This is a genomic window from Rothia sp. HMSC075F09 (assembly GCF_001810515.1).
GTDB lineage: Bacteria > Actinomycetota > Actinomycetes > Actinomycetales > Micrococcaceae > Rothia.
This window is the reverse complement of record NZ_KV801780.1, coordinates 402,468-427,834: the sequence shown is the minus strand read 5'-3', so window position 1 is coordinate 427,834 and position 25,367 is coordinate 402,468. Positions and strand designations below refer to the sequence as shown.

The 25,367-nt window shown below is 62.1% G+C and carries 18 protein-coding genes and 4 tRNA genes; 20 read left to right on the top strand and 2 right to left on the bottom strand.

All coding sequences use genetic code 11. The annotated features are described in order from the left end of the window. The first annotated feature begins 290 nt into the window (after positions 1-290). The 3 genes from HMPREF2749_RS03555 to HMPREF2749_RS03545 all read left to right on the top strand — a co-directional run bounded on the left by HMPREF2749_RS03555 (position 291) and on the right by HMPREF2749_RS03545 (position 4,319). Complete coding sequence (locus tag HMPREF2749_RS03555) at positions 291-1,058, top strand: ABC transporter ATP-binding protein (protein WP_012903286.1); 768 nt, start codon at positions 291-293, stop codon at positions 1,056-1,058. Positions 1,059-1,061: 3 nt separating this feature from the next. Further along, positions 1,062-3,815 (top strand): ABC transporter permease, encoded by a 2,754-nt coding sequence (locus tag HMPREF2749_RS03550; RefSeq protein ID WP_070593448.1) that lies wholly within the window; start codon positions 1,062-1,064, stop codon positions 3,813-3,815. A 186-nt stretch (positions 3,816-4,001) separates the two neighbouring features. Then, a complete protein-coding gene (locus tag HMPREF2749_RS03545) occupies positions 4,002-4,319 on the top strand; it encodes a nucleotidyltransferase family protein (protein ID WP_070593447.1) in 318 nt (105 codons plus the stop codon). Positions 4,320-4,488: 169 nt separating this feature from the next. Here HMPREF2749_RS03545 and HMPREF2749_RS03540 read toward each other — a convergent pair whose 3' ends face one another. Beyond that, positions 4,489-5,361 carry a response regulator gene (locus HMPREF2749_RS03540; RefSeq protein ID WP_070593446.1) on the bottom strand — a complete coding sequence of 291 codons (873 nt, stop codon included), beginning with the start codon at positions 5,359-5,361 and terminating at the stop codon, positions 4,489-4,491. 41 nt (positions 5,362-5,402) lie between these two features. Continuing rightward, positions 5,403-6,803: a sensor histidine kinase gene (locus HMPREF2749_RS03535; protein ID WP_210395315.1), complete on the bottom strand. Its 1,401-nt coding sequence runs from the start codon at positions 6,801-6,803 to the stop codon at positions 5,403-5,405. A gap of 590 nt (positions 6,804-7,393) precedes the next feature. On the opposite strand from HMPREF2749_RS03535, the gene HMPREF2749_RS03530 reads away from it, so the two are divergent. From HMPREF2749_RS03530 to HMPREF2749_RS03450, 17 genes are all read left to right on the top strand, one after another. After that, entirely contained in the window at positions 7,394-8,824 is a 1,431-nt protein-coding gene (locus HMPREF2749_RS03530; RefSeq protein ID WP_049342141.1) for a hypothetical protein, read from the top strand. 270 nt (positions 8,825-9,094) lie between these two features. Further along, a complete protein-coding gene (locus HMPREF2749_RS03525; protein WP_070593444.1) occupies positions 9,095-10,150 on the top strand; it encodes a 3-isopropylmalate dehydrogenase in 1,056 nt (351 codons plus the stop codon). A gap of 436 nt (positions 10,151-10,586) precedes the next feature. Continuing rightward, a complete protein-coding gene (locus HMPREF2749_RS03520) occupies positions 10,587-11,684 on the top strand; it encodes a branched-chain amino acid aminotransferase (RefSeq protein WP_070593443.1) in 1,098 nt (365 codons plus the stop codon). 122 nt (positions 11,685-11,806) lie between these two features. Next, positions 11,807-12,559, top strand: coding sequence for a fumarylacetoacetate hydrolase family protein (locus tag HMPREF2749_RS03515; protein WP_005507404.1), 753 nt, complete (start codon positions 11,807-11,809; stop codon positions 12,557-12,559). Positions 12,560-12,616: 57 nt separating this feature from the next. Further along, positions 12,617-14,128, top strand: coding sequence for a glutamate--tRNA ligase (gene gltX, locus HMPREF2749_RS03510; protein ID WP_070593442.1), 1,512 nt, complete (start codon positions 12,617-12,619; stop codon positions 14,126-14,128). 2 nt (positions 14,129-14,130) lie between these two features. Then, a complete protein-coding gene (locus HMPREF2749_RS03505; RefSeq protein WP_070593441.1) occupies positions 14,131-14,568 on the top strand; it encodes a hypothetical protein in 438 nt (145 codons plus the stop codon). Between the two features lie 264 nt (positions 14,569-14,832). Next, positions 14,833-14,908, top strand: a tRNA-Gly gene (locus HMPREF2749_RS03500). A gap of 522 nt (positions 14,909-15,430) precedes the next feature. Beyond that, positions 15,431-15,502: transfer RNA gene (locus HMPREF2749_RS03495), tRNA-Gln, on the top strand. A gap of 22 nt (positions 15,503-15,524) precedes the next feature. Continuing rightward, positions 15,525-15,597, top strand: a tRNA-Glu gene (locus HMPREF2749_RS03490). Between the two features lie 239 nt (positions 15,598-15,836). Next, positions 15,837-15,911: transfer RNA gene (locus HMPREF2749_RS03485), tRNA-Val, on the top strand. Between the two features lie 105 nt (positions 15,912-16,016). Then, entirely contained in the window at positions 16,017-16,865 is an 849-nt protein-coding gene (locus HMPREF2749_RS03480; protein WP_070593440.1) for a PD-(D/E)XK nuclease family protein, read from the top strand. Between the two features lie 393 nt (positions 16,866-17,258). After that, positions 17,259-17,864: a peptide deformylase gene (gene def / locus HMPREF2749_RS03475; protein ID WP_070593439.1), complete on the top strand. Its 606-nt coding sequence runs from the start codon at positions 17,259-17,261 to the stop codon at positions 17,862-17,864. A gap of 6 nt (positions 17,865-17,870) precedes the next feature. Continuing rightward, positions 17,871-18,839, top strand: coding sequence for a methionyl-tRNA formyltransferase (fmt, locus tag HMPREF2749_RS03470; protein ID WP_070593438.1), 969 nt, complete (start codon positions 17,871-17,873; stop codon positions 18,837-18,839). Further along, positions 18,836-20,839 (top strand): RsmB/NOP family class I SAM-dependent RNA methyltransferase, encoded by a 2,004-nt coding sequence (locus tag HMPREF2749_RS03465; protein WP_070593437.1) that lies wholly within the window; start codon positions 18,836-18,838, stop codon positions 20,837-20,839. The genes fmt and HMPREF2749_RS03465 overlap by 4 nt, the downstream gene beginning before the upstream one ends. A 54-nt stretch (positions 20,840-20,893) precedes the next feature. Next, positions 20,894-21,595, top strand: coding sequence for a ribulose-phosphate 3-epimerase (rpe, locus tag HMPREF2749_RS03460; RefSeq protein WP_070593436.1), 702 nt, complete (start codon positions 20,894-20,896; stop codon positions 21,593-21,595). 345 nt (positions 21,596-21,940) lie between these two features. Continuing rightward, positions 21,941-23,014 carry an ABC transporter substrate-binding protein gene (locus tag HMPREF2749_RS03455; protein WP_070593435.1) on the top strand — a complete coding sequence of 358 codons (1,074 nt, stop codon included), beginning with the start codon at positions 21,941-21,943 and terminating at the stop codon, positions 23,012-23,014. A gap of 126 nt (positions 23,015-23,140) precedes the next feature. After that, positions 23,141-25,168 carry a peptidase gene (locus HMPREF2749_RS03450; RefSeq protein WP_070593434.1) on the top strand — a complete coding sequence of 676 codons (2,028 nt, stop codon included), beginning with the start codon at positions 23,141-23,143 and terminating at the stop codon, positions 25,166-25,168. The last annotated feature ends 199 nt before the right edge of the window (positions 25,169-25,367 follow it).

Here is a 25,367-nt window from a genome sequence, read left to right as displayed (position 1 = left end):
TTTTGTTGTCCAAGAAACGGGAGGCAGTTCAATGGGGGAGGAGCCGGGGGCTTTCTGTATGTACGTAGGGGTAGGTTTGCGCGTGGGGTAGTAGCCCTGGCTGAACCGCCACTCATACTTAAGGATGAGGCCGGATTCCCGTTCCTGCCGCCTCAGACGCATCTCAGCCCGTGGGCTTAGCAATAGCCCCTGCGTCTGCAGGTCAAGAGTCGGTGAACACCTGCCAAAATCAGCCTCGAGGATGATAAAAACCCAGTAGTCAGCGCCACATTGCGTGAAATAATTGAACTATGACTACTACAACTCCTCACGCACAGACGGCACAGCCCGCCGTCTCCGCACGAAACCTTTCCAAAACCTACGGCATGGGTGAAGCCACCGTCCACGCCCTCAACAACGTCTCCGTCGACTTTGAGCAGGGCAAGTTCACCGCCATTATGGGTCCCTCCGGCTCGGGTAAGTCCACGCTGATGCAGACCATCGCAACCCTGGACACCCCCGACCCGAACCCGGCAACCTCCATCCGTATTGGCGGTACCGAGCTCTTCGGTCTGAAGGACAACGCCCTCACCGAATTCCGCCGCGAACACATCGGCTTCATCTTCCAGGCGTTCAACCTGGTGCCCACCCTCACCGCGGGCCAGAACATTGACCTGCCCCTGGGCCTTGCCGGTAAGAAGCCGGACCCGCAGTGGCGCGACTACCTAGTTAAGACCCTCGGCCTGGAAACCCGCCTCGACCACCGCCCCGAACAGCTCTCCGGCGGTCAGCAGCAGCGCGTCGCCATCGTGCGCGCCCTGCTCGCACGCCCCGAAGTGGTCTTCGCCGACGAACCGACCGGTAACCTCGACTCCAACTCCGGCGCCGAGGTGCTGCGCCTGCTACGTGCCGCCGCAACCGACCACGCACAGACCATCCTCATGGTCACCCACGACGCAAACGCCGCCTCCTACGCAGACCGCGTGGTCTTCATCAAGGACGGCATGGTCGCCGGCGAAATGATCGAACCCACCTACGACGCCGTGCTCGGCGCAATGGCACAGCTGGAAGGTCGATAAGCCGTGGCAACCACACTGAACACGGTGGCGCGCTCCAATCTGCGCGCCTCCAAAGGAAAATACATTCTCACGGGCATAGGCATCGCGATCTCATCCTTCTTTATCGCCGCCATTATGATGCTCACCAACTCGCTGCAGGCGACCGTCAACTCCTCCGTCGGTGACGTGCTCTCCCGCGCCGAGGCGGTCGTCGCCTCCGCCGCTACCACCTACGATGGTAAAGACAGCACCGCCATCTACCTGACGCGCGACCAGATCCAGAAGGTAGAGCAGAGCGACCTGCTCTCCGGCTACTGGGTGCAGTACGCCGTCACGGGTTCGATCGGTACCGGCGACCAGAAAACCCCCGTGCAGTACAACCAGCTGCCCGCCGACTCGAGCCTCTTCCCGTACAAGGTGCAGGGCAAAATCCCCAGTAGCGACCACGAAATCATGGTCTCTACCTACTTTGCGAAGAAGCACAACCTCTCGCTGAATGGCAAGGTCACCAGCACCGACGTTGTGGAATCCGTTAGTGCTCCCGGTACTGATAAGACCGCCGAATACACCGTCGTCGGCCTGTTCGACCCCGGCTTTGAAGGCTCCACCACCAACCAGGCTGTCTTCATTGGCGGTACCAGCCTCGGCGAAGCCGCCCTGAAGGCATCCGAGGCAGAAAACAAGAGCTCCGCGGCAGGCTACCGAAGCATGGCTGGCGCGAACCTCATCTACCTCAAGTTCAAGGACGGCGTAACCGACGCCAAGCTCAAGAGCCTGCAGGATACCCTCAGCAGCGGCGACACCAAGAACGACCCGCGCGTCATGACCGGTCAGAAGCTGCTGGAGGACTACCAGAAGACCCTCTCCACGGTCTTCACCTCCATTAGCGTGGTCCTGGGTGCCTTCGCGGCACTGGCTCTGCTGGTTTCCTCCTTCGTCATCTCCAACACCTTTGCGGTGCTGGTCGGCCAGCGCATCCGTGAACTGGCTCTGTTGCGCACCCTCGGTGCCCGCGGCGGCTCCCTCGTACGGATGCTACTCATCGAATCCATTACCGTGGGCGTGGTGTTCTCCCTCATCGGTGCACTGCTGACCTACCCGGTTGGCGCGCTGGTTGGTGCAAACCTCACCACCATCATGATTTCGTACTCGATTACCCCGATCCTGGTGAGTGTGCTCCTCTGCACCATCGTGACGGTTCTGGCGTCGCTCTCCCCGGCACGAAGCGCCCTGCGCATCTCGCCCATCAGCGCGATGAGCGAGCACACCAACCTTGAGGTGCGCAAGCCCGGCAAGGTTGGCCCAATCCTGGGTCTGGTCTTCGGTGCCGCAGGTATCGGCCTGGTTATGCTGGCTCAGAACCAGGGTTCCGGTGAGGGCGCCGGCAATAAGGCCATCCTTCTCATGATGGGGGCCGCGCTGCTGCTCGGTATTGCGGTCTTCCTCCTCACCCCGCTGGTACTGCCGCCGCTGGTACGTGCCCTCGGCACGGTCACCCGCACCCAGACCGGCAAGCTGGCGCTCGCCAACGCGCTGCGTTCGCCCAAGCGCACCGTCTCCACCGGTCGTGCCGTGCTGGTGGGTACCCTGGTCGTATCGACTGTGCTGACCGGTTACTCGGTGCTGAGCGCCTCGCTGACCAAAGCCTTGGATCAGCAGTACCCGATTTCTGCGCAGGCAAAGTACAGCTCGTACGACCAGTCCGAGGCTGCCTCCACCGTGACCAAGGCGGAGGAAATCGCCTCCAAGGTCAAGGGTATTAAGAACGTTCAGGCATCCGCCGTCGGTTACGCAGCCGGTGTGGTTGACTACACCGTCGAGTACGAAGGCCAGACCGCCAACCAGAATTCCGACCTGGTGGCGCTGAGCTCCTCCGATTTGAAGGCAATCTTGCCGGGCGAAAACTCGAACCTTGCCGACGACACCGTGCTCGTACCGCAGGGCCTCTGGAAGTCCGCTGGTTTGAATGAGTCCAGCCGTCTGAAGGCACACGGCCCGCTCGGCGAAGTGGAACTCAAGCCCGTCAAGTCCGCAACCAAGCAGAACCTGCTGATTGTCAACCCTGCCACCGCCGCCAAGCTGCAGGACGCCAAGAACCCGCAAAAGGTTGCTAACCCTGCCGCTGAGGAAGCTCAGAAGCGCCTGGAAGAAGCAATCGCCAGCGGTGACAAGGAAGCTCAGACGAAGGCAGCTCACCTGACCGTCACCAGCCAGGCAACCGGTAACGACACCGTCGTTCTGGTGCGCGCCGCCTCCCCGCTGACCAGTAGCGAGAACGCGACCCTGCAGGCTGACCTGAACCGAGCCAGCCCTGACAGCTCCTTCACCGGTGGCTTGCAGGAACGTCAGACCTACGACCAGCTGCTGACCGTTATGCTGACCTTCACCCTGGTGATGCTCATGCTCGCAGTGGTCATCTCCATCATTGGTGTGGCGAACACGATGACCCTGTCGGTCAACGAACGCCGCCGCGAGAACGCGATGCTCCGCTCGCTGGGTCTGTCCCGCAAGCAGCTGCGCCGCATGATCTCCATTGAGGCGATTCTGATTACGCTCGCCGCTGTGGTGCTCGGTATGGTTTCCGGTGCGGTGATTGGTAGCCTCTCGGCGCAGATTATTATGTCTTCCATGAGTGCTTCCGCCCCGCTGGTGCTTGACCTGCCGTACGTCTGGTACGTGGTCATCCTCGTTGTGGGTGTGCTCGCCGCGATGCTGGCTTCGGCTTTGCCGGCGGCTCGTTCGGCTCGCATGTCCCCGGTTGAGGGTATGCGCGGCTAACCCGCTGTACCTGGCATAGTCACAGTACCCGGCAAACCCGGATACTCGGCGTGAGAAAGCCCCGGAAGGGTGCCCCGATAAGGGAGGCGCCCTCCGGGGCTTCACTGTGTCCTCTAGTCTGCCGTGCTTGTGCTCTCAGATTCTTGGAGCTGACCTGTAGCATGGCTTTGCGCGTATGATGGGTGTATGAGCACTAGCCACCCCAATCTGCGTCGCGGGTACACGCTACCCCATGAAGCGGAGGTTCTTCAGATCCTCCGTGACGCTGGTGTGCGCCGTGCCCGACTCTTCGGCAGCGCCGCCCGCGGTAAGCTGACCGAAACCAGCGACCTGGATTTTTTGGTGCAGATGCCGGGTGTAGCCCCTTTTGACGAGTTCATGCAGATGGTGGATGCTCAGCACCGCATTGAACAGTTGACCGGCCGTAGCGTTGATATGGTCACCCGGTTGCGCCCTCGCATCTATGCGGAGGCAGAACCTGACATGGTGGAGCTACCGCTATAAGAAGTTGCCTGAGCTGATGAGCGACTTTGAACAAATCATCGACGAGATACAAGAAACTACTTAACTAAAGAGCCCCGGAGGGTGCCTCGATCAGGAGGCGCCCGCCGGGACTTCACTGTGTCCTCTAGTCTGTTGTGCCCTATATAAGGGGAGCAAACGCAGGAGAGTGCTAGTGGGCGATACCCGCCTCATACGCCATAATGACCGCCTGCACACGATCACGCGCACCCAACTTCGCCAACACATGCGACACATGCGTCTTCACCGTCGCCTCCGAAAGCACCAACTCCCGCGTAATCTCCGCATTCGACAAGCCGCGCGCAATCAAACCCAGCACCTCAAACTCACGCGGCGACAACTGCTCAATCAACTCACGATGCGGATAATCCTGCACAGGCTCGCTCTGATAAGAAGAATTAGCCGGGCTTGCATGCTCAGCCGGAATGAACGTCGCCTTAGGAAGCTCAGAACCCGTAGCCGAGGGAATAGCAGGAACAGACTCAGCAACAGGCGCGGCAGGAACACCGGAAGGAACACCGGCAGGGGAGTCCAGCACCGGAATCATCTGCTCCAACAGACGGCGAGTCGCAGACGGCGCAATCACCGCATCGCCGCGGTGCACCGTACGAATCGCCTCCAGCAGCTGCTCCGGCGGAGTGTCCTTCAACAAGAAACCACTCGCACCCGCACGCACCGCCGAATACACGTACTCATCAATATCGAAGGTCGTGAGCATAATAATGCGCACCCGCTCATCCTCGGAAACTTCACGCTCGCCGTCACGCTCCAGAATGCGGCGCGCCGCCTCCAGCCCGTCGCAGTGCGGCATGCGCACATCCATGAGGATGACCTGCGGCGCCTGCCCCTCAGACACCATGCGGTCAAAAACGTCAATCGCCGCCAGACCGTCATCAGCCTCCATAACGACCTGCAGGTCTGGCTGGGAGTTGACGAGCATGCTCAGGCCGCCGCGAACCAGGCGCTGGTCGTCAACGAGCATCACGCGGATTGGCTGGGTGGTCTGTGGTGCAGAAGAGTACATAGTTTCAATCCTAGATCACGAGGTAGTAGAGGGCACGGGTATTAGAGGTCGCGGTAGGGCAGCGCCGCCTCAACGAGCCAGCCGCCGTCAGGCTGCAGACCGTAGGTGAGTGAGCCGTGGTAGAGGGCGATGCGCTCGCTCATGCCGCGCAGACCGTTGCCGCTACCGGGTACAGGGCGGGCAATGTGCTGAGCCGCGGCAGAGGAAACCGGGCCGTTATGTACCCACAAGTGCAGACCGTCCTCGCCCCAGTGAATAGTGACGGTGGTTGCGGCGCCGGGGGAGTGCTTGAGCGCGTTGGTGAGCGCCTCCTGCACGGTGCGGTACGCCGCCAGCTCGGCACCCTGCGGCAGGGTGCGCGCCATGGTGCCAGTGATTCCGGTGAAGGTGACGGGTAGCCCGGCGCGGCGGCTCTGCTCCACGAGGGCGGGCACATCGCTGAGGGTGGGCACGGGTGCGTAGGCGGTTGCCTCGTCCGTGCGGAGTAGCCCGAGCAGGGAGCGCATCTGGGTGAGGGAGTCTCGTGCCGTGTCTGCGATGAGCTCGAGGGTCTGCTCGGCAATATCCGGTTCGCTCTGCTGAGCCTGACCCGGTTGCTCTGCCTGCTGTGCGCGTGCGGTGCGGGCGCTCGCGGCGGCGTAGCGTGCCCCATCCGCCTGGGAAATAATGCTGGAGAGCGAGTGCGCCACAATATCGTGCATTTCGCGGGCGATGCGGGTGCGTTCGTCCTGCGCGGCAAGGCGGCGTTCCTGTTCCTGCTCGTATTCGAGGCGGCGGGCGCGTTCTTCGAATTCTTCGCTGCGCAGTTCGCGCATGCGACGGGAGTCGCCGAGGAACCAGAAGACGGTGAAGATGGATCCGCAGAGCACGCCGAGCATCAGGGAGATGAAGATGCGGGCGGGTACGTCGTCCCAGTGGTAGAGGAGTGAGAGTGAGGCCTGTACGGTGACGGCGAGTGCGCCGACCCAGCCGAGAATGAGGGCGCGGAAGCGGGCGTGGCGGGTCCAGTGCCTGCCGGTGTGGTAGGCGGCGAGGCTGACCGGCGGGTAACAGGTGAGGGCGAGTGAATCGGGGAAGGGCGACAGGAAGGTGAGGCAGAGCGCCGCGATGACCACGTAGATGCTTCCGTAGGGGAAGCGGTAGCGGAAGTAGAGTGCGGTGGTGCTGCAGACCGCGGAGATGACCGGGATCCAACCGTAGCTGTTGACGAAGGCAACGGAGAGCACGCAGCAGAAGAGCTGCATGTGTGCAACGACGATAACGTTCATCCAGCTGCGTTTGTCTCGGAGGTAGCTTTGCACGCGGCTGGAGGCGGTGATTGCGTCGGCGGGCAGGTCGCTGCTTTCTGAGATGCCGAGGGTATGCGTTACGGCGTAGCCGGGTTCGGCTGTTGCTGTGCTGTGTTGTGGGTTCTTCTGGGGTTCGGTGTGCTTGAGGGGCATAGTTCTAGTGTATCGGGGGTGTTTGTGAGGGATTGTGAGCCTCTTTTTTGCTCTCACGTGCAGGAATATTCTGTGGGTTTGTGTGTGGAGTTGTGTGCTTGAGTGAGTATGACACGCCGAAAACACCTATTTTTAGTGACCTTGGTTACTTTTTCGAAAAATATTCCCTCAACTAAAACTTGAGAGTTTGGGGTTATATGGGGTTCGAATTTAGGTTTAAGAGACTTGAAACTCCCTTAAGTAACCGATTTTGGTTGAAAAACCTTCAATCAAGGCGGAGAGTTTAAGGGAAACCCCCTCATCAAACCATTTTTGGAACCATTGCGGTACGGGTCCTTGGTGGGTATAGTTTTAGCCGTACCGAAATTCTGCGTCCATGAGGCAAGACCTCGCAGAGCGAACACCAAGAGCTCTGAAGCGCGAAAGTCCCTATGATAGGGGACCGGTTACAGCATTATGTCGTTATCACCAGAGGTTAGGCGCAAGCCTACTTCACTCACTCGAATCTCATCAGGTGACGTTCTTCGCCGCGCACGACGGCGGGTGATAACTTTTATTCCTCAAAATGACATCACTCTCGAAGGACATACATGTCTACTAACATTTCTCGCCGCAAGGTTGTAGCTGGCGCAGCATGGGCTGCTCCGGTTGTCGCAGCTTCCGCTGCAGTTCCCGCTTTTGCTTCCTCCACCGAGTGTGAGTGGAACTCCACCGAAAACTACAGCATCTCCGGTCAGCCCTCCGGTGCACGCGACACTCTGAAGATTACTATTCCCGCTAAGGTCGACAAGCTCCGCTTCGAGGTTGCTGGTGGCGCAGGTGGCGGCTCCGCTCAGGTTGCTGGTGGTTCCGGCGCTCTCGTGACCGGTGAAATCCCCGTCAAGGCAGGCCAGGTTGTTGAGCTGGTCGCAGCTGCCGGTGGTGTAGCTTACCTGGCGTCCGAGCCCGGCGTTGACAGCGCGGCTATTTGGCAGACCCGCCCCGCAACCGGTGGTAAGGGTTACGGTAACGGTGGTGACGTCAACGAACAGCCCGTTCCCGCAGACGCTAAGGCTCGTGTTGAAGCTATCGCGCCCATGCCTTCCGATATGAAGCGTTACCTCTACGGTGGTTCCGGCGGTGGCTCCTCCGCTCTGGTTATTGATGGCACCCCGATTGCTGTTGCAGGTGGCGGTGGCGGTGCGGGTATCCGTACCCAGCCCGGTACCAACAACATGCCCGCAAATAGCCCGTTCTACAACCCCAAGGCAGTCAACGCTTCCACCACCAGCCTGGGTGACACCGCGGTTAAGTCCGTTCTGCCCGCAGGTGCAAGCGCATCCGCAGCAGCCGGTGGCGACGCTGAGACCTCCGTCTCTCACTACACCGTTCTGAAGCCGCACGCCTCTGAGCGTACCGCTATGAAGGTTGCCGGTGGTAAGGGTGGTAACGGCGGCGTTGGTGGCGCAGGTGGCGAGCAGCCCCTGCTGTACAACGACAAGGCTAACGTCTACGGTGTTCTGGGCTTCACCAGCCAGAACAAGCAGGAGCTCTTCAGCTCCTCCGTTGCTGGCGACAAGGGTGGCTCCGGCTTCGACGGTAAGGGTGCAGACGGCGTCTTCGCATACTCCTACCAGATTGACAACAACGACATTTCCAAGCTGGAAATCGTTCACCAGACCAACCCTGTTAACCTCAACGAAAAGCGCCCCTACAGCGAAAGCGACACCCGCAAGTCCTTCAACGGTTACCAGACCGTTGTCTCCGCAGGCGGTGGTGCAGGTTACGGTGGCGGTGGCTCCGGTGCTGCTCGCGGTCTCTCCGCTATCATTACCTCCCAGAAGTGGAACGCTAACGAAGAACCCACTCGATACCGCCAGAACGTTAGCGCACTGCTGCAGGCAGGCGCAGGTGGCGCAGGTGGCTCCTACGTTTCCCCCACCGTTCCCAATGGTGAGATTTCCTCCGCTAACAACGCTGCAAAGCAGTCCGGCGTTCGTAACCCCGGTTACGTGAAGGTTACCCTCTGCACCCGCTCCTAATAGCAGTAGCGCATAGGGTCCTCACGCTGAGTGAGAACTCATAACAATATTCCCCGGCTGAATTATCAGCCGGGGAATATTGTTTTAACCGGCAGGAGCTGAACACCCCAGAATCCAGAACCTCAGAAGCCAGTGGGCACCGGGTCGAACCAGAAGGGTAGGGGAGTGGCACGGCAGGAGCTACAGCTAGTCAGACGTCGTCTAGCCCAGAGTCTGAGAACCCGCCCGCGCACTCTACCGCCCACCCGCGGCGCGTATTACGGTAGAGGCATGACTGAAGCACGTAGCATCGACCTCGCCGTCATCCCCGGCGACGGCATCGGCCCCGAAATCATTACCGAAGCCCAGCGCATCCTCACCCGCGCCTGCGAGCTCGAAAACATCACCGTAACCCCCACCCACTACAAGCTCGGCGCCGAGCACTGGCTGGAAACCGGTGAAACCCTGCCCGACTCCACCATGGACGCCCTCAAGAAGCACGACGCGATCCTCTTCGGCGCCATCGGTGCAGACCCGCGCAGCGGCAAGATTCCCTCCGGTCTCATCGAACGCGAAATGCTCCTGAAGTTGCGCTTCGCCTTCGACCACTACATCAACCTGCGCCCCTCCCGCCTGTACCCCGGTGCAGTCTCCCCGCTCGCCAACCCCGGCAACATCGACTTCGTCGTCGTGCGTGAAGGCACCGAAGGCCCCTACATTGGCAACGGCGGCGTGATTCGCCAGGGCACCCCGCACGAAATTGCCACCGAAGTCTCCCTCAACACCGCGCACGGTGTGGAGCGCCTGGTGCGCTACGCTTTCGAGCTGGCGTCCACCCGCCGCAAGAAGGTCACCCTCGTGCACAAGACCAACGTGCTCACCCACGCGGGTCGCCTCTACAACCGCTACTTCACCGAAATTGCGGCTGAATTCCCCGAGGTTGAGACCGACTACCTGCACATTGACGCGACCACCATCTTCATGGTCACCGACCCCGCACGCTTCGACGTGATCGTCACCGACAACCTCTTCGGTGACATCATCACTGACCTCGCAGGTGCAGTGACCGGCGGTATCGGCTACGCGGCAAGCGGCAACATCAACGCCGTCGGCGAGTTCCCCTCCATGTTCGAGCCCGTTCACGGCTCCGCACCGGACATCGCCCGCCAGAACAAGGCAAACCCCACCGCCGCAATCCTCGCCGGTGCGATGTTGCTGCGCCACCTCGGCCACGATGCAGCCGCAGCCCGCATTGAGGACGCCGTCGAAGCAGATATGCGCGAAAACGGTGCGAGCGTACGCGGAACCGATCAGGTGGGCGCGGACGTGCTCGCACGCCTCGGCTAAGCTCAGCTGGCTAAAACTCGCTCATGACAGCATGAGCGCTGAATAAAAACGCTAGGGAAGCCCGGAAGGAACACACCTTCCGGGCTTCACCTGTACCTAGCTACAAAAGATGGGGGAGGAGATCTCCGATGCCTAACCTCCAACAAGCCCGCACGAATCCCACTTGTTCACATCTTGAATGGCAGAAAAGGTGCGCATGCGGCAAACTCATCTTTCCGGTACTCTAAAACAGGTCAGGCACACCCGCCCGGCACTTCGGCGGTGGACACCCTCCACCACTAGCTTTGATGCATCCGACTAGCACAGACCGCTAGATGCACCATCTGCCCCGCACGACAACGCGCCCGGCGGCACACACCGGTCCCTCGCCCCGCCGCGAGAACCGCCACTCAAAGAACGCCCACAGAGGCAACTAGACGAAGAGGAACGCAGAACGATGGCAACCGAATTCAGCCACGAAGCAAACCAGTCACCCGCCACCGCCGAACGCCGCGCCGAAATCCTCGCAAACCCCGGCTTCGGTGACTACTTCAGCGACCACATGGTCACCATCGACTGGGAGGGTGACTACAAGACCGGCGGCACCTGGTACGACGCACGAGTTCACCCCTACGGCCCGCTGACCCTCGATCCCGCCTCCGCTGTCTTCCACTACGGCCAGGAAATCTTCGAAGGCGTCAAGGGCTACCGCCACGCTGACGGCTCCGTATGGACCTTCCGCCCCGAAAAGAACGCAGAACGTTTCGCACGCTCCGCACACCGCCTCTCCCTGCCCGAACTGCCCGCAGAACTGTTCGTCGAATCCCTGCGCGAACTCGTCAAGGCAGACGAAGCATGGGTACCCACCGGCGACGGTGAAGCCTTCTACTTCCGCCCCTTCATGATCGCAACCGAGGCGTACCTCGGCGTGCGCCCCGCAAAGCACGTGCAGTACCACGTCATCGGCTCGCCCGCAGGTAACTACTTCGGTACCCCCGAACCCGTAGACATCTGGCTCTCCACCACCTACGCCCGCGCAGGCGAAGGCGGCACCGGTGCGGCAAAGTGCGGCGGCAACTACGCGGCATCGATGATCGCCCAGACCGAAGGCGAAAAGCACGGCTGCAAGCAGGTCATCTTCAAGGACCCGCACCGCGGCGACGCCATCGAAGAGCTCGGCGGCATGAACGTCTTCTTCGTCTTCGGCAAGGAAAACAAGATCGTCACCCCCGAACTGACCGGCACCATCCTGGAGGGCGTGACCCGCTCCTCGCTGATTCAGCTCGCCAAGGACCGCGGCATGACCGTCGAAGAGCGCGCAATCACCCTCACCGAATGGCGTGAAGGCGTGGCAAACGGCGACATTACCGAAATCTTCGCCTGCGGCACCGCAGCAGTGGTCGCACCCATCGGCAAGCTCAAGGCAGAAGACTTCGAAATCCCGGCACCCACCGAGCACTTCGGTGAAATCTCCAAGAGCCTGCGCGAAGAGCTCGTCGGTATTCAGCTCGGCACCGTTGAGGACCGCCACGGCTGGATGACCCGCCTCATCTAATCTTTCACGCGAAATCCCCGTAGGATGCGCTCCCACCCGGAACGCACACCCGCGGGGATTCGCTGTGCCCGCTAAAACCTGCCCCGCCAATTCCGCCCTCGAAGGCTGGTACCCTAGAAAGTATGCGTATTGCACGATTTACCGTAAATAATGAGCTCCACTTCGGGCTGGTAGAAGGCGACGCAGGCGAAGAAACCCTGCGCGTACTCGCCGGCGACCCCTTCTACTCGGGTATCGAACCGACCGGCACCACCTACCCCATCGACCAGGTGCGTCTGCTCGCCCCGATTATTCCCCGCTCCAAGGTGATTGGAGCGATCGCAAACTGGGCTGGAACCGAGGCGCCCGCCTCCCCGCAGTTCTTCCTCAAGCCCAACACCACCGTGATTGGCCCCGGCGACCCCGTGACCCTGCCCGAGTACTCCGAAGCCGTCAGCGCAGAAGGTGAACTCGCCGTCATTATCGGTCGTATCGCCAAGTCCGTGCCGCTCGAGCGCGTGCACGAGGTCATCTTCGGCTACACCGTAGCCAACGACCTCACCGCCCGCGACCTGCTCGAAGACCGCCAGTGGACCCGCGCGAAGGGCTTCGACGGATCCACCCCGCTCGGCCCCTGGATTGAAACCGACCTGGACACCGACTCGCTGAACATCACCACCTGGGTTGACGGCGACGTCGTGCAGGAAGGCAACACCTCCGAAATGCACTACTCCGTAGCCGAGCAGGTTGCCGCAGCCTCCGAAATCTTCACCCTGCTGCCCGGCGACGTACTGCTCACCGGCACCCCCGCCGGCATCAGCGTACTGCGCGACGGCAACGAAGTAGAGGTCGAAGTCGAAGGCATCGGCTCCCTCGTCACCCGCGTGCGCGACTAAACAGCCCGCACCCAAAAACGTAACGTACATCCTGAAACACACCGTCAAGGAGACATCATGACCGAATACCACGGTCCCGTACTCAACAGCCCCGCAGACACCCGCGTCCGCTTCTGCCCCTCGCCCACCGGCACCCCGCACGTGGGCATGGTCCGCACCGCCCTCTTCAACTGGGCGTACGCACGCCACACCGGCGGCAAGCTGATCTTCCGCATCGAAGACACCGACGCGGCACGCGACTCCGAAGAGTCGTTCAACCAGGTGCTCGAATCCCTGCACTGGCTCGGCATCAACTGGGACGAAGGCGTTGGCGTCGGTGGTCCCCACGAGCCCTACCGCCAGTCCGAGCGTAAGACCGCAGGCATCTACAACGAGATCTTCGAAAAGCTCGTTGAAGGCGGCTACGTGTACGAAGACTTCTCCACCCCCGACGAGGTGAAGGAACGCCGCAAGGCAGCCGGTCAGGACCCGCAGCTCGGCTACGACAACTACGACCGCAACCTCACCGAAGAGCAGAAGGAAGCCTACCGCGCCGAGGGCCGTAAGCCCGTCTGGCGTCTGCGCATGCCCGACGAAGACATCACCTTCAACGACCTCGTTCGCGGTGAAATCACCTTCAAGGCAGGCACCGTACCCGACTACGTGGTCGTCCGCTCCAACGGCGACCCGCTGTACCCCTTTGTGAACCCCGTCGACGACGCGCTCATGGGCGTCACCCACGTGCTGCGCGGTGAGGACCTGCTCTCCTCCACCCCGCGTCAGATTGCGCTCTACCGCGCACTCATTGACACCGGCGTGACCACCTTCATCCCCGAATTTGGTCACCTGCCCTACGTCATGGGCCAGGGCAACAAGAAGCTCTCCAAGCGCGACCCCGAGTCGAACCTCTTCCTGCTGCGCGACTCCGGCTTCATCAAGGAAGGCCTGCTGAACTACCTGTCCCTGCTGGGCTGGTCCCTCTCCGCAGACCAGGACGTCTTCAGTATCGACGAGCTCGTCGAGCACTTCGACGTACACGACGTTGTCGCCAACCCCGCACGCTTCGACGTGAAGAAGGCCGAGTCCATCAACGGCGACCACATCCGTGCGCTCGACCCCAAGGACTTCCGCGACCGCCTCATCCCGTACCTGCAGGCAGCAGGCGTACTCGGCGAAACCCTCACCGAGCGTGAAGAGCAGGTCCTCACCGAAGCTGCACCCCTCGTCCAGGAGCGTATGCAGCTGCTCGGCGAAGCACCCGGCCTGCTCGCATTCCTCTTCAAGGCTGACGAAGAAATCAGCACCGCAGACGACGCACGCAAGCAGCTCAAGGAATCCGCACCGCAGGTCCTCGCCGCCGCAATCGAAGCTCTGGAGCCCCTCGAGGACTTCACCGCAGCCAACATCGAGGCAGCCCTGCGCGCCGCAATCGTCGATGGCCTGGAAATCAAGCCGCGCCTCGCATTCGGCCCCGTGCGTATCGCAGTGTCCGGTGAGCGTATCTCCCCGCCCCTGTTCGAATCCATGGAAATCCTGGGCAAGGAATCCTCCCTCGCACGCCTGCGCAAGCTTGCCGCTGAACTGAGCTAGCCATGAATCAATCGATTATGGGGAAGGCGCTACTCAAGGGCACCCTCATGGCGCTTACCAACGCCTGCATTATCTGGCTGATTCTGTACATCGCCAACATGGACAAGTCCGTCTTGATGGTGGTCGCTGTTGTCGTTGCGGCAGCCTTCGGATACGTGACTGCCTACTTCGAGGCGCGCGCCGCCCTGAACGCTCAAGAAGCTCAGGCACGGCACGCCCGCGGCGGCGACGTCAGCAGTTCGTCTGACGGCGTAGACACCTCGGACTCTTCGCGTGAAGAGGACGACGAAGACGACTTCGTGGACCCGGGCCCCGACCCGGACGCAGGCGACTTCGACGCCGGAAGCTCCAGCAGCTCGGACTACAGCAGCTACAGCAGCTCCGACTACTCTGGCGGCGGCGATTCCGGTGGAGGCGACTCTGGCGGTAGTAGCGACTAAGCTCTAGAGAATCCCCTTATCCAGCGGGAATCAGACGGCCGAAAGGCCTGAAGGAAACCCGGCGGATAAGGGGATTTTTCATAAATTTGAGAATATTTTTTGTGATGGGTGCTTCCTGTAAAACTACTAGTCAGTATGTTTTATGGGGGTAAATCTGGTTCCATTTTGGGGAATATGGCAAGAATTTGGTTTGCACACCCCGGCAAAGGCTCGTATAGTAGTACCTGTTGTTGCGACGAACTGAAAAGTTCAAAGCGAAAACATGCGGTTGTAGCTCAGTTGGTAGAGCACCACCTTGCCAAGGTGGATGTCGCGAGTTCAAGTCTCGTCAACCGCTCCACTCAAGCCCCGAGGTTCGCCTCGGGGCTTTTTCGTTGTCTCTGGTTTTTGTTGTCTCCGGGGTTTTAGTTTTTGGAGGTGCAGGGCAGGGGGGCTTTCCCGAGGTGGTTGCTTGGGTGGGTTGGCCGCCGGACTGCTTTGGCTATCTGATTATCTGACTGCCGGGCTATCTAACGACCTGACTGTCTGGTCATCTGGCAGCCAGGAGGTAGTGCAGGAAAAAATCTTCAAAAAATTTGGGACACAAAGCGTGCAGGGGCGAGGATAAAACTGCTCTCTGAGCCACCTCGGAGCTGCTTTGTGGGGTGAAAATCGGCCCCAAAACCCTCTTTTTGAAGAAATTTAAAAAACTTTTTAACTCCAAAAACCCCGGAAACACGCGGAAGTAGCGGGTGTAAAACCGTGAATGTGAGGCGGCTCTCCAGATTTCGGCTTGCACGCCTCCAGGAAGACCCGTATAGTTATTACTCGTTCCGGTGAAAAGCCGAAAGGTAAAAAACGGAACGGTAACTCAATAGAGTAATGGGATATGGTGTAATTGGCAACACGAAGGTTTCTGGTTCCTTTGTTCTAGGTTCGAGTCCTGGTATCCCAGCTAACCTCCTAACGGAGGTTGCGGCCCCATCGTATAGCGGCCTAGTACTCCGCCCTCTCACGGCGGCAACACCGGTTCAAATCCGGTTGGGGTCACACTAGAAATAAACCCTCAGTCTTCTGGCTGAGGGTTTATTTGTTTATTGGGCAAAACTGAGCCCAGATTCTATGGTGCCGCCGCATACTCAGCGAAAAGCCACAAGTGTTTCGAAAAGCCACCATTTTTGTGGCTTTTCGAAACACAAGTGGCTTCTCGGCGGGAAAGAAACAGGAAGAAAAAAGGGGAGCGCAAAATTTGACCTTCACGCCAAGCCTCGGTATAGTCTTATCCGTAAGCGTGATTGGCGCAGTGGTAGCGCGCTTCGTTCACACCGAAGAGGTCACTGGTTCGAACCCAGTATCACGCACCAATAACCCCCGTTTCAAGGAACGGGGGTTTTATTATGCCCACCGGGTCAAACCCACCGGCAACAGTCCACCGCAGCGGACACAACCACCCGAGAATGAGGTACCCCGTGACAACGCCCGAACTCGCCACCGCCACCGACTACGGACGCATGTACGCGCGCGTCCGCGGAGGAGACCCCCTCGTCCCCTCTATCACCACCGTCATCGGACAGCACGCCAACGACCTCAGCGGCTGGCACGGGTACATGGCCGCCAAGGCCGCCCTCGAAGACCAGCGCGCCTACCGCGCCACCGGATCCCACGGCCTCAAATTTGCCATCATCCGCGACGCAGCCAGCGCCTCCGAACGATACCGCGACGCAGCCGCCGCCCGAGGAGACCGCGTCCACAACTACGCCGAAGCCGTCGCCCTACGCGCCATGGGACGCGAACACAACCTCGACGAAAGCCGCGAACAGCTCATCATCAACGGCGAACAAGCCTACGCCGACCGCTTCGACGAATGGTGGGAAGCCTTCAAACCCCGCCCCCTCGCCGCCGAAGTCACCATCTGGAACGACACCGTCGGCTACGCGGGCACCCTCGACCTCGTCGCAGAAATCGCGGGCCGAACCTGCATTATCGACTACAAAACCAAAGGCACCGACAAACGCGGCCGCGTCAAAGCACTCGACGAGAAAGTCGTCATGCAGCTCGTCGCCGGACTCAAAGCTGAAGAATCCATCGTTGACCCCGACGAAGGCACCTGGGAACCCTGGAAATACGGCGACGCGCCCGTCCTCATGGGCGTGGCACTCGGCGAAACGCAGGTGCTGCCGCAGCAGGCGAACCCCGCCGTGCTCGAACGCAACTGGTACAAGTTCTGCGCCCTGCGCCGCGTCTGGGAATTCGACCGCCAGGTTCAAGAATTTGAAGACCCCGCGCTCATGCCCGTAGTGCCGCCGCCCGCGGCATAAACCAGTACCCCTGCCCGCGGTATAGACCAGTACCCCCGCCGACTAGAAGACTGGGCGGCATAGGGCAGTAGCGGGCGTAGGGGAGAGGCTCAAACCCCTGAGGAGGTGAGCGCGGGGAGATGAGTGTGGGGAGGTGAGGCTCAGCCCTCACCCTGCCGCCTCCACCCCCAGCGCCTCGATTCGTTCTAGATTCGCGCTACCGAATCGGCGACAATAGAACAAATAGGCAGAACGGCGCCCGCGCACCTGCTGTGAAGAACCCGCTACTGGGAGAACCCTCCTGCCGAGAGAGTCCGCCAGCGCGGTTTCACCCGCGAGGTTCTACCAGCGCAGTTCTGCCGCCATATTGAAATCCGTAAGCACATTCCCGGCACCTGCCGGCAGAGGAGAACCATGACCATCCTGAGCATCCGCACCGTGGGCGACCCGGTGCTGCGTAGCGTCTGCGACCCCATCACCGTCTTTGACGACGACCTGGCACGACTCATCGACGACATGCTAGAAACCATGTACGACGTGGGCGGCGTGGGCCTCGCGGGCCCGCAGGTTGGCATCTCCAAGCAGATCTTCACCTTCGGCGGCATTGACGACCGCGAAGGCTACATCATCAACCCCGTGCTCGAAGTCGGCGAAGAAGACCAGGAAGGCGGCGAAGGCTGCCTGTCCGTGCCCGGTCAGAAGTCCGCGACCCCGCGCAAGAACTGGGCGCGCGTGACCGGCGTGGACCGCCACGGCGAACCCCTCGTGCTGGAGGGTGAGGGCCTGTTTGCGCGCATGCTGCAGCACGAAACCGACCACCTGCACGGCAAGCTGTTCATCGACCGTCTCGTGGGTGAAGACCGCCAGCGCGTGATGCGTGCCCTGCGTGCCGCAGACTACAACGCTGTCGCCGCGAAGACCGTGACCGAGCGTGCAACCCGCGTGGGCGGCGCCTTCGGCGGCGGCGGTGCGTTCGGTGCAGGCTCTGCTGGTTCCTCCTTCGGTAGCTTCGGAAAGTAGGCTCACATGCTCAACATCATTTACGCAGGCACCCCCGACGTTGCCGTGCCCCCGCTCGACTACCTGGCTAACTCCGATAAGGTGCGCGTGGTCGGCGTGCTCACCCGCGAAGACGCCCCCGTGGGCCGCAAGCGCGTGCTCACCCCCTCCCCGGTCGCGCAGCGCGCCGAAGAGCTCGGCCTGCCCATCGTGAAGGCAAACCGCTGGAACGACGAAGCCGCCGCAGCCATCGCCGAACTGAACGCTGACGCAGCCGCCGTGGTCGCCTACGGTGCCCTGCTGCCGCTGCCCGCGCTCGAATCCCTGCGCTACGGCTGGGTCAACCTGCACTTCTCCAAGCTGCCCGCATGGCGCGGCGCCGCCCCCGTGCAGCGCGCCCTCATCGCAGGTGAGCAGGAAATTTTCTCCACCACCTTCCTGCTCGAAGAAGGCCTGGACACCGGCCCCACCTTCGAACAGGAATCCACCCCCGTAGCCGCCGACGACACCGCAGGCACCGTGCTGATGCGCCTCGCAACCAGCGGCGGCGCACTGCTTGAACGCACCTTCGAACGCCTCGAAGCGGGCGAGAACGGCACCGTGCAGATCGAGGACGAATCGGTCAGCTACGCCTCCAAGATGAGCATTGCCGACGGCCGCCTCACCTGGACCGAACCCGCCGAGCAAATCCTGGCACGCTTCCGCGGCGTGACCCCCGAACCCGGTGCATGGTGCGAACTGGGCGAAAACCGCTTCAAGATCGGTGGCCTGGCGGTTGCCGACGAGCGCCTGGTGCAGTCCCTGACCGAGGCAAACGGCGGCCCCCTCGCACCCGGTGCGGTGCGTCTGCACGCAAAGAAGGTACTGGTCGGCACCGGTACCGAACCCCTGATGCTGCTGCAGGTTCAGCCTGCCGGCAAGAAAATGATGGATGCGCCCGCGTGGGCTCGCGGCGCTGGCAAGGACATGGCGGAAGGCCTGGTGGTACTCGCATGAGCAACGAAAAGCGCCCCTACAAGGGAGGACACGGCAAGCCCGGTCACGCTGGCAATGGCAAGCCCGGCAACGGCAAGTTCAGCCAGGGTAGCGGTCAGGGTAAGTTCAATCAGGGCGGCGGTCAGGGTGAGGGCGGTGCGAAGCGTAAGCGTCGTCGCCGCTCCGGCGCTGGCAACGGCTCGAGTTCTGGTGTGAGCGAGCAGAACCGCCAGCAGTCCCAGAATTCCCAGCGCGCTCAGAACCAGCGCTCGCAGAATCAAAGCTCGCAGGGCCGCCCGCAGAAGTGGGACGACAACTCCCGCAGCGAATCGCGTACCGGCCGCCGCTTTGACGGCCTGACCAGCGTCGAACGCGCCGCACGCCGCGCCAAGACCGAGCACGACGACACCAAACGCGGTGGCGGCGGCACCTCCCAGCGCAATAAGAGCGGCCACGAACGCAACCGCCGCTCCATGTCCGCCCGCGAATTCTCCGCGGCGGCACCCTCCGCACGCTCGCGTACCGCAGACACCGCACGCGCAACCGTCTTCGACGTACTGCGCTCCGTGGCGGAATCTGACGCCTACGCGAACCTCGTGCTGCCCAAGGCGATTCGTAGCCACCGCCTCGACCACCGCGACGCAGGCTTTGCAACCGAGCTGACCTACGGCACGCTGCGCCACCAGGGCACCTACGACGCAATCCTCAGCCGCTGCGTAGACCGCCCCATCGAGAAGGTCGGCACCACCACCCTGATTGTGCTGCGCATGGGCGTGCACCAGCTGCTGAACATGCGCGTTCCCGCCCACGCGGCACTGAACCAGAGCGTGTCCCTAGCACGCGAAAAGATCGGTGCGGGCCCGGCAAGCTTCATCAACGCGGTGCTGCGCCGTGTCTCCGAGCGCACCCCCGAAGAGTGGTACGAACTCATCATCGAGGACGCGAAGGACGACACCGAACGCATGGCGCTGCTCGCCTCGCACCCCGGCTGGATTGTGCGTTCCATGCGCCAGGCACTCGTCGCGCACGGCCGCCCCGCCTCCGAAATTGAGCAGCTGCTCGAAGCGGACAACCTCGCCCCCGTGGTGAACCTGGTTGCGCTGCCCGGCCTGGGTAGCCTCGACGAGGCACGCGAACAGGGCGCCGTCGACGGCGAGCTGGTTGAAGGTTCGGCGCTGTACGCCTCCGGCGACTTGGCGCGCCTGGAATCCGTGCGTGAAGGCACCGTCCGCGCGCAGGATGCTGGCTCCCAGCTGGTGGCACGCGCGCTCGCCGCAGCACCCCTGGACGGCACCGACACCGCATGGCTCGACCTGTGCGCAGGCCCCGGCGGTAAGGCGGCGCTCCTCGGCGCGCTCGGTATTCAGCGCGGCGCATCCCTGGTCGCCAACGAGGCGGCACCGCACCGCGCGCAGCTCGTGGAATCCTCCATGCGCCCCCTGCCCGAGGACAGCTACACGGTACTCACCGGCGACGGCCGCCAGATCCGCGAAACCCTGCGCAAGAATGCCTCCGACCTGCCCGGATTCATTGAACCCGGTCAGCTTTTCGACCGCGTCATGGTGGATGTGCCCTGCTCCGGTCTGGGTGCCCTGCGCCGCCGCCCCGAGGCGCGTTGGCGCAAGTCCCCGCGCGATATTGCCGAGCTGCTGCCCCTGCAGCGTCAGCTCCTGGACGCAGCCATTGAGGCGACCCGCCCCGGCGGCGTCATCGCCTACGTGACCTGCTCCCCGCACGCGGCAGAAACCCAGAACATTGTTGCCGAGGTGCTCGAAAGCGGCGCGGTCAGCCTGCTCGACTCCGCCGCAGCACTGCGCGAAGTTGCCCTGCACACCGAAGGCGCGAACGGCGAACCCGTGAGCGTGCTGGCGGGGGAGAAGGACCCCGGCCACACCCCCGAGATCAAGGTCAAGAAGGGTGCGCCGGTCGTGAAGGCTTCGGAGAACCCGACCACCGCGCAGCTGTGGCCGCACGTGCACGGAACCGACGCCATGTTCCTCGCCCTGCTGCGTAAGAACTAGCCGCTTCACCGCCTAGCATCACTGGCCATACGGCACGGATTTGAAAGGAACCCCATGGGTATTGCCATTAACCCGTCGATTCTCTCGGCGGATTTCGCGAACCTGCAGCGCGAGCTGGAGCGCATTTCCACCGCAGACGCCGCGCATATTGACGTGATGGACAACCACTTCGTCCCCAACCTCACCTGGGGCCCGCCGGTGGTCAAGCGTCTGCGCGAAATCTCCCCGGTGCCGTTCGATGTGCACCTGATGATTGAGGACGCCGACCGTTGGGCACCCGAATATGCCAGCATGGGCTGCGAATCGGTGACCTTCCACGCGGAGGCGGCTATCGCCCCCATCAAGCTGGCGCGCACCCTGCGTGCTGAGGGTGCGAAGGCGGGTATGGCGCTGCGTCCGGCAACCGCCGTGGAACCCTACCTGGACATGCTCAGCGAACTGGACATGCTGCTGATCATGACCGTGGAACCCGGCTTCGGCGGCCAGGCGTTCCTGGACGTGACCCTGCCGAAGATTGCCCGCGCCGCCAAGGCGATTGAGGGCGCGAACCTGCCGGTGACCGTGCAGGTGGACGGCGGCATCACCGAAGAGACCATCCTGCGTGCCGCGGAGGCGGGCGCAACTTGCTTTGTTGCCGGTAGCTCGGTCTACGGTGTGGACGAGGCGCTCGGCGGTCCGGAGGCGGCAATCGCCTCCCTGCGTGCGGCGGCCGCATCGGTCAAGCGTTCCGGCGCCGGTTGCGGTTGCGGCCACTAGCGGTGCCCCGCCGGTAACAGTGCCCAGTCACTGCCCGCATCTATAAAACCTCAACGCCCCGTTGTGAAGTCTGCGCCCCGTCGCGGCTCTTCGCGGCGGGGCGTTTTGCGTACCAGGCGTTCTCAACCGCCGCAGATTTATAGCAAGGTAACAGCAGGGGAGAGGGCCTGTTTAAATGACATAGTGTCAGCAAGACTATGACAAAGCGTGATATATGTTACCCCGCGCAATTCCGCGGCAAAACCGGGTATCCTGGCGGTCAGAGAAGGCAAACAGAACACATCTTGATGTAACACTCAGATATCTGTAAGGTTAGGTATAGTTTAGTCATATCTAGGGGGAACTATGTCTTTCAACCGAACCGAGCTGACCGACGCCGAAAACCACGGCGCATCGGGCGTTAACCGCCGCGCATTCTTCGGCCTGGCGCTCGCCTCCTCGGCTGCTCTCGCCCTCGCGGCATGCAGCAGCGAGACCACCACGACCACCACTTCCGGCGGTTCCACCTCCGGTGGCAACAGCGGTACCCGCACCATCAAGGACATTGACGAGGAGAACGTAGAAGTTCCCGCCAACCCGCAGAAGGTTATCGTCCTCTCTGAGCCCACCCTCGACGGCCTGCTCGCCCTCGGCGTGACCCCCGTCGGTTCCGTCTCCGGTCGCGGCCAGTCCGGCGTGCCCAACTACCTTGCCGACCGCGCCAAGGGCGTGCAGATTATCGGCACCGTCGCCCAGGTCAACTACGAGCAGATTGGCAACCTTGATCCCGACCTGATTCTGGTCGACTCCACCGGCGTAGACAAGCGCTCTGAGGCCTTCGAAACCCTCAAGAAGATCGCTCCCGTCGTCTACTGCGGCTACGCGGGCGGCGACTGGCGCATCAACTTCCGCAACGTCGCCAACGCTATGAACATGGTCGACAAGGGCGAAGAAGTCATCAAGGCATACGAGTCAAACGCCGCAGCGCTGAAGGATCAGCTCGCCCCCAAGTACGGCGACAAGACCTTCTCCATCGTCCGCTGGGCAGGCAACGGCCCCGCCCTGATCCTCAAGGAACTGCCTGCCGGCCAGGTACTCAACGACCTGGGCCTCAAGCGCCCCGAGGCGCAGGACCGCAACGGCCAGGGCCACTCCGAACCGGTCTCTCTGGAGAACCTGGCAACCATCGACGCGGACTACATGTTCCTCGGCACCCTCGGCGGCGCAAGCCAGAAGAACCCGAACGCACAGGGTACCGCAGGTCTGCAGGGCGCTGAAGAAGCACTGAATAAGGCGAAGGAAACCTCCGGCTTCACCAACCTGAAGGCAGTCAAGGACGACCACGTGATTCTCGTGGACGGCTCCAAGTGGACCTCCACCGGCGGCCCGCTGCTGCTCGAGGGCATTATCGAAGACGTCAAGAAGGCGCTTCCGCTCTAAACGCCCCGCTCTAAATACCCTGTGAAGCAATCACCCGCTGAAGCTTCCGCCACCCTTCCCACCGCGACCTAAAAACCGCGGCGGGAAGGGGATGCACGACCCACCACACCATCCTCAAGGACCACCATGACCGAAACTCGACCCGTGCGCACCGCAGCCCGCTACGGTGCCGTCGTGGCTCTCGCCGGCGCGCTCATCACCCCCGGAGCAGCGCTGACCGGCACCACTCTCGCATTCGCGGATACCCCCGCCGCCACCCAGCAGGAAGCTAAGGCTGCCGTGACCATCTCCACCGAGAAGTGGCGCGAAGGTAAGCTCGTGCTGCGCGGCACCGGCTTTACCAGCACCGCACCCGGTCGCGGCGCAGTGTTCGCAGTGAAGTTCCTCGACGCCCTGCCGGATGAAGCGCACCAGGCGATTAACCCGCTCACCAAGCAGGGCGGCAACTCGCCCGCGAACTTCATGGCAATCGCCAAGGAGGACGGCACCTTCGAGGTTGAGGTCTCCCTGCCGACCCCCGAAAACACTGGTCTGACCGCTGAACAGCTCAAGAACAAGGGCTGGACCGTGGAAGGCACCAGCCACCGTATTCAGGTGCTTTCCGGTTCCCTGGGCGGTACGGATGCGGACGGCAACACCTACGACCGTCGTGCATCTGTGTCGCAGAATATTACGTTGAGCGACCCGGCTCCGAGCCCGGCACCGACCGCGGATCCCTCTGCTACCGCTGAGCCCAGCGCAACTGTAGAGCCTTCTGCGACTGCCGAGCCTACTGCGGAGCCCTCTGCTACCGCTGAGCCTTCTGCGACTGCCGAGCCTACCGCGGATCCCTCTGCTACCGCAGAACCCACCCCGGCACCTACTGCAGACCCCACCCCGGCACCCAGCGAAGACTCGAAAACCTGCACCCCCGCTGACGGCTCCTTCACCCCGCGCCTGAGCATCGAGAACCCCAAGGCGGTTCAGGGCGGCAAGCTGCACCTGACCGGTGACGGCTGGTGCAACCCTGAAGACAAGAAGGCATCCGTTATCGGTCTGAAGATTGACGACGGCAAGGTATCCCGTAACGACGCCACCGCGGTCAACGACAACCGCACCATCTGGGCTGTCATCACCCCCGATGAGAACGGCCATATCGACGCCTGGATTGACCTGCCCACCCGCGACAACGCAGCCTTCAAGAATGACGAAGACGCCGCCAAGTACGCCTCCGGTGAGCACACCCTGCGCCTGCTGACCGGTAGCCTGCGTGAGGGCGACCGATCCGGAACCTACGGCGGCGCCAACAGCCAGGGCGGCATCAACACCACCTTCACCATCGGTGAGTACGCCCCCGGTGACGCGCCCGAGCCGGTCAACGCCTCCGAGCTGACCGCGGGTAATGGCGTGCAGGTGAGCCGTGACGGTTCCACCGTGACCGTGACCGTGCCGAATGCTGAACCGGGCACTTGGGTGTACGCCGCGACCTACCTGGGCAACTCCCCGCAGACCCTCTACGGCTCCGGCTGGAAGCGTCTGGACGGTAACCGTAGCTTCAGCTACGAAACCAGCGTGAGCATGCCCGCCGCCACCTACCGTGTGGTTGTGCACAACGGCAACCAGGGCGCTGACAATGCGGTGCTCGGTTTTGCTGACATGACCGTGGAACGTGCTGTTACCCCTCGTCAGGACGTTTCCCGTGATGAGCAGGACGCCACCGACCAGCTGGTTGAAGAGCTGAACGAGAACCCCGCAACCAGCACCTCTACAGCGCCGGTTCCCATGCGTAACGCGGGCGGCCGCATCAGCACCCGCGCCACCGACGTGGACGCATCCCTCGCCGCGCTCTCGCAGAGCACCGCTCCGGTCGTGAACCGCGTGCAGGCTAAGGCGAAGGTTCAGAGCGCGCAGAAGACCTTGGCATCCAACCTGCAGAAGACCGAAGCTAACGCAAAGAAGGCAGTGAAGGCTGCCGCCGGTTCGCAGAACTCGCAGAACACGCAGAACTCGCAGAAATCCGCCGCAGGTACGAAGGCGCAGGGCCCGGTCATTGAGGGTACTGAGCTGACCGGTCTGACCAAGTGGCTGGTCAACAACGCCAATAACCTGCTGCTTTCGGCGGCTGGCCTGGTGGTTTTGGCTGCGGCTCTGCTGCTGCGCACCTCCAAGAAGTAAGCTCTCTCAAGAAGTAAGCTCTGACCACACATTCATATCGGCACCGGCTCACGCCCCCCACTCTTGGCCCCGCACCCTTGAACAGGGGCGTGGGCCGGATGCCCCACTAACCACTCGGGTCGCAACCTACTGAACTGCACCGACCTACTGAACTGCACCTCCACGAACCCGGTAGCGTTCAGCTTCGACCCCGGTAATT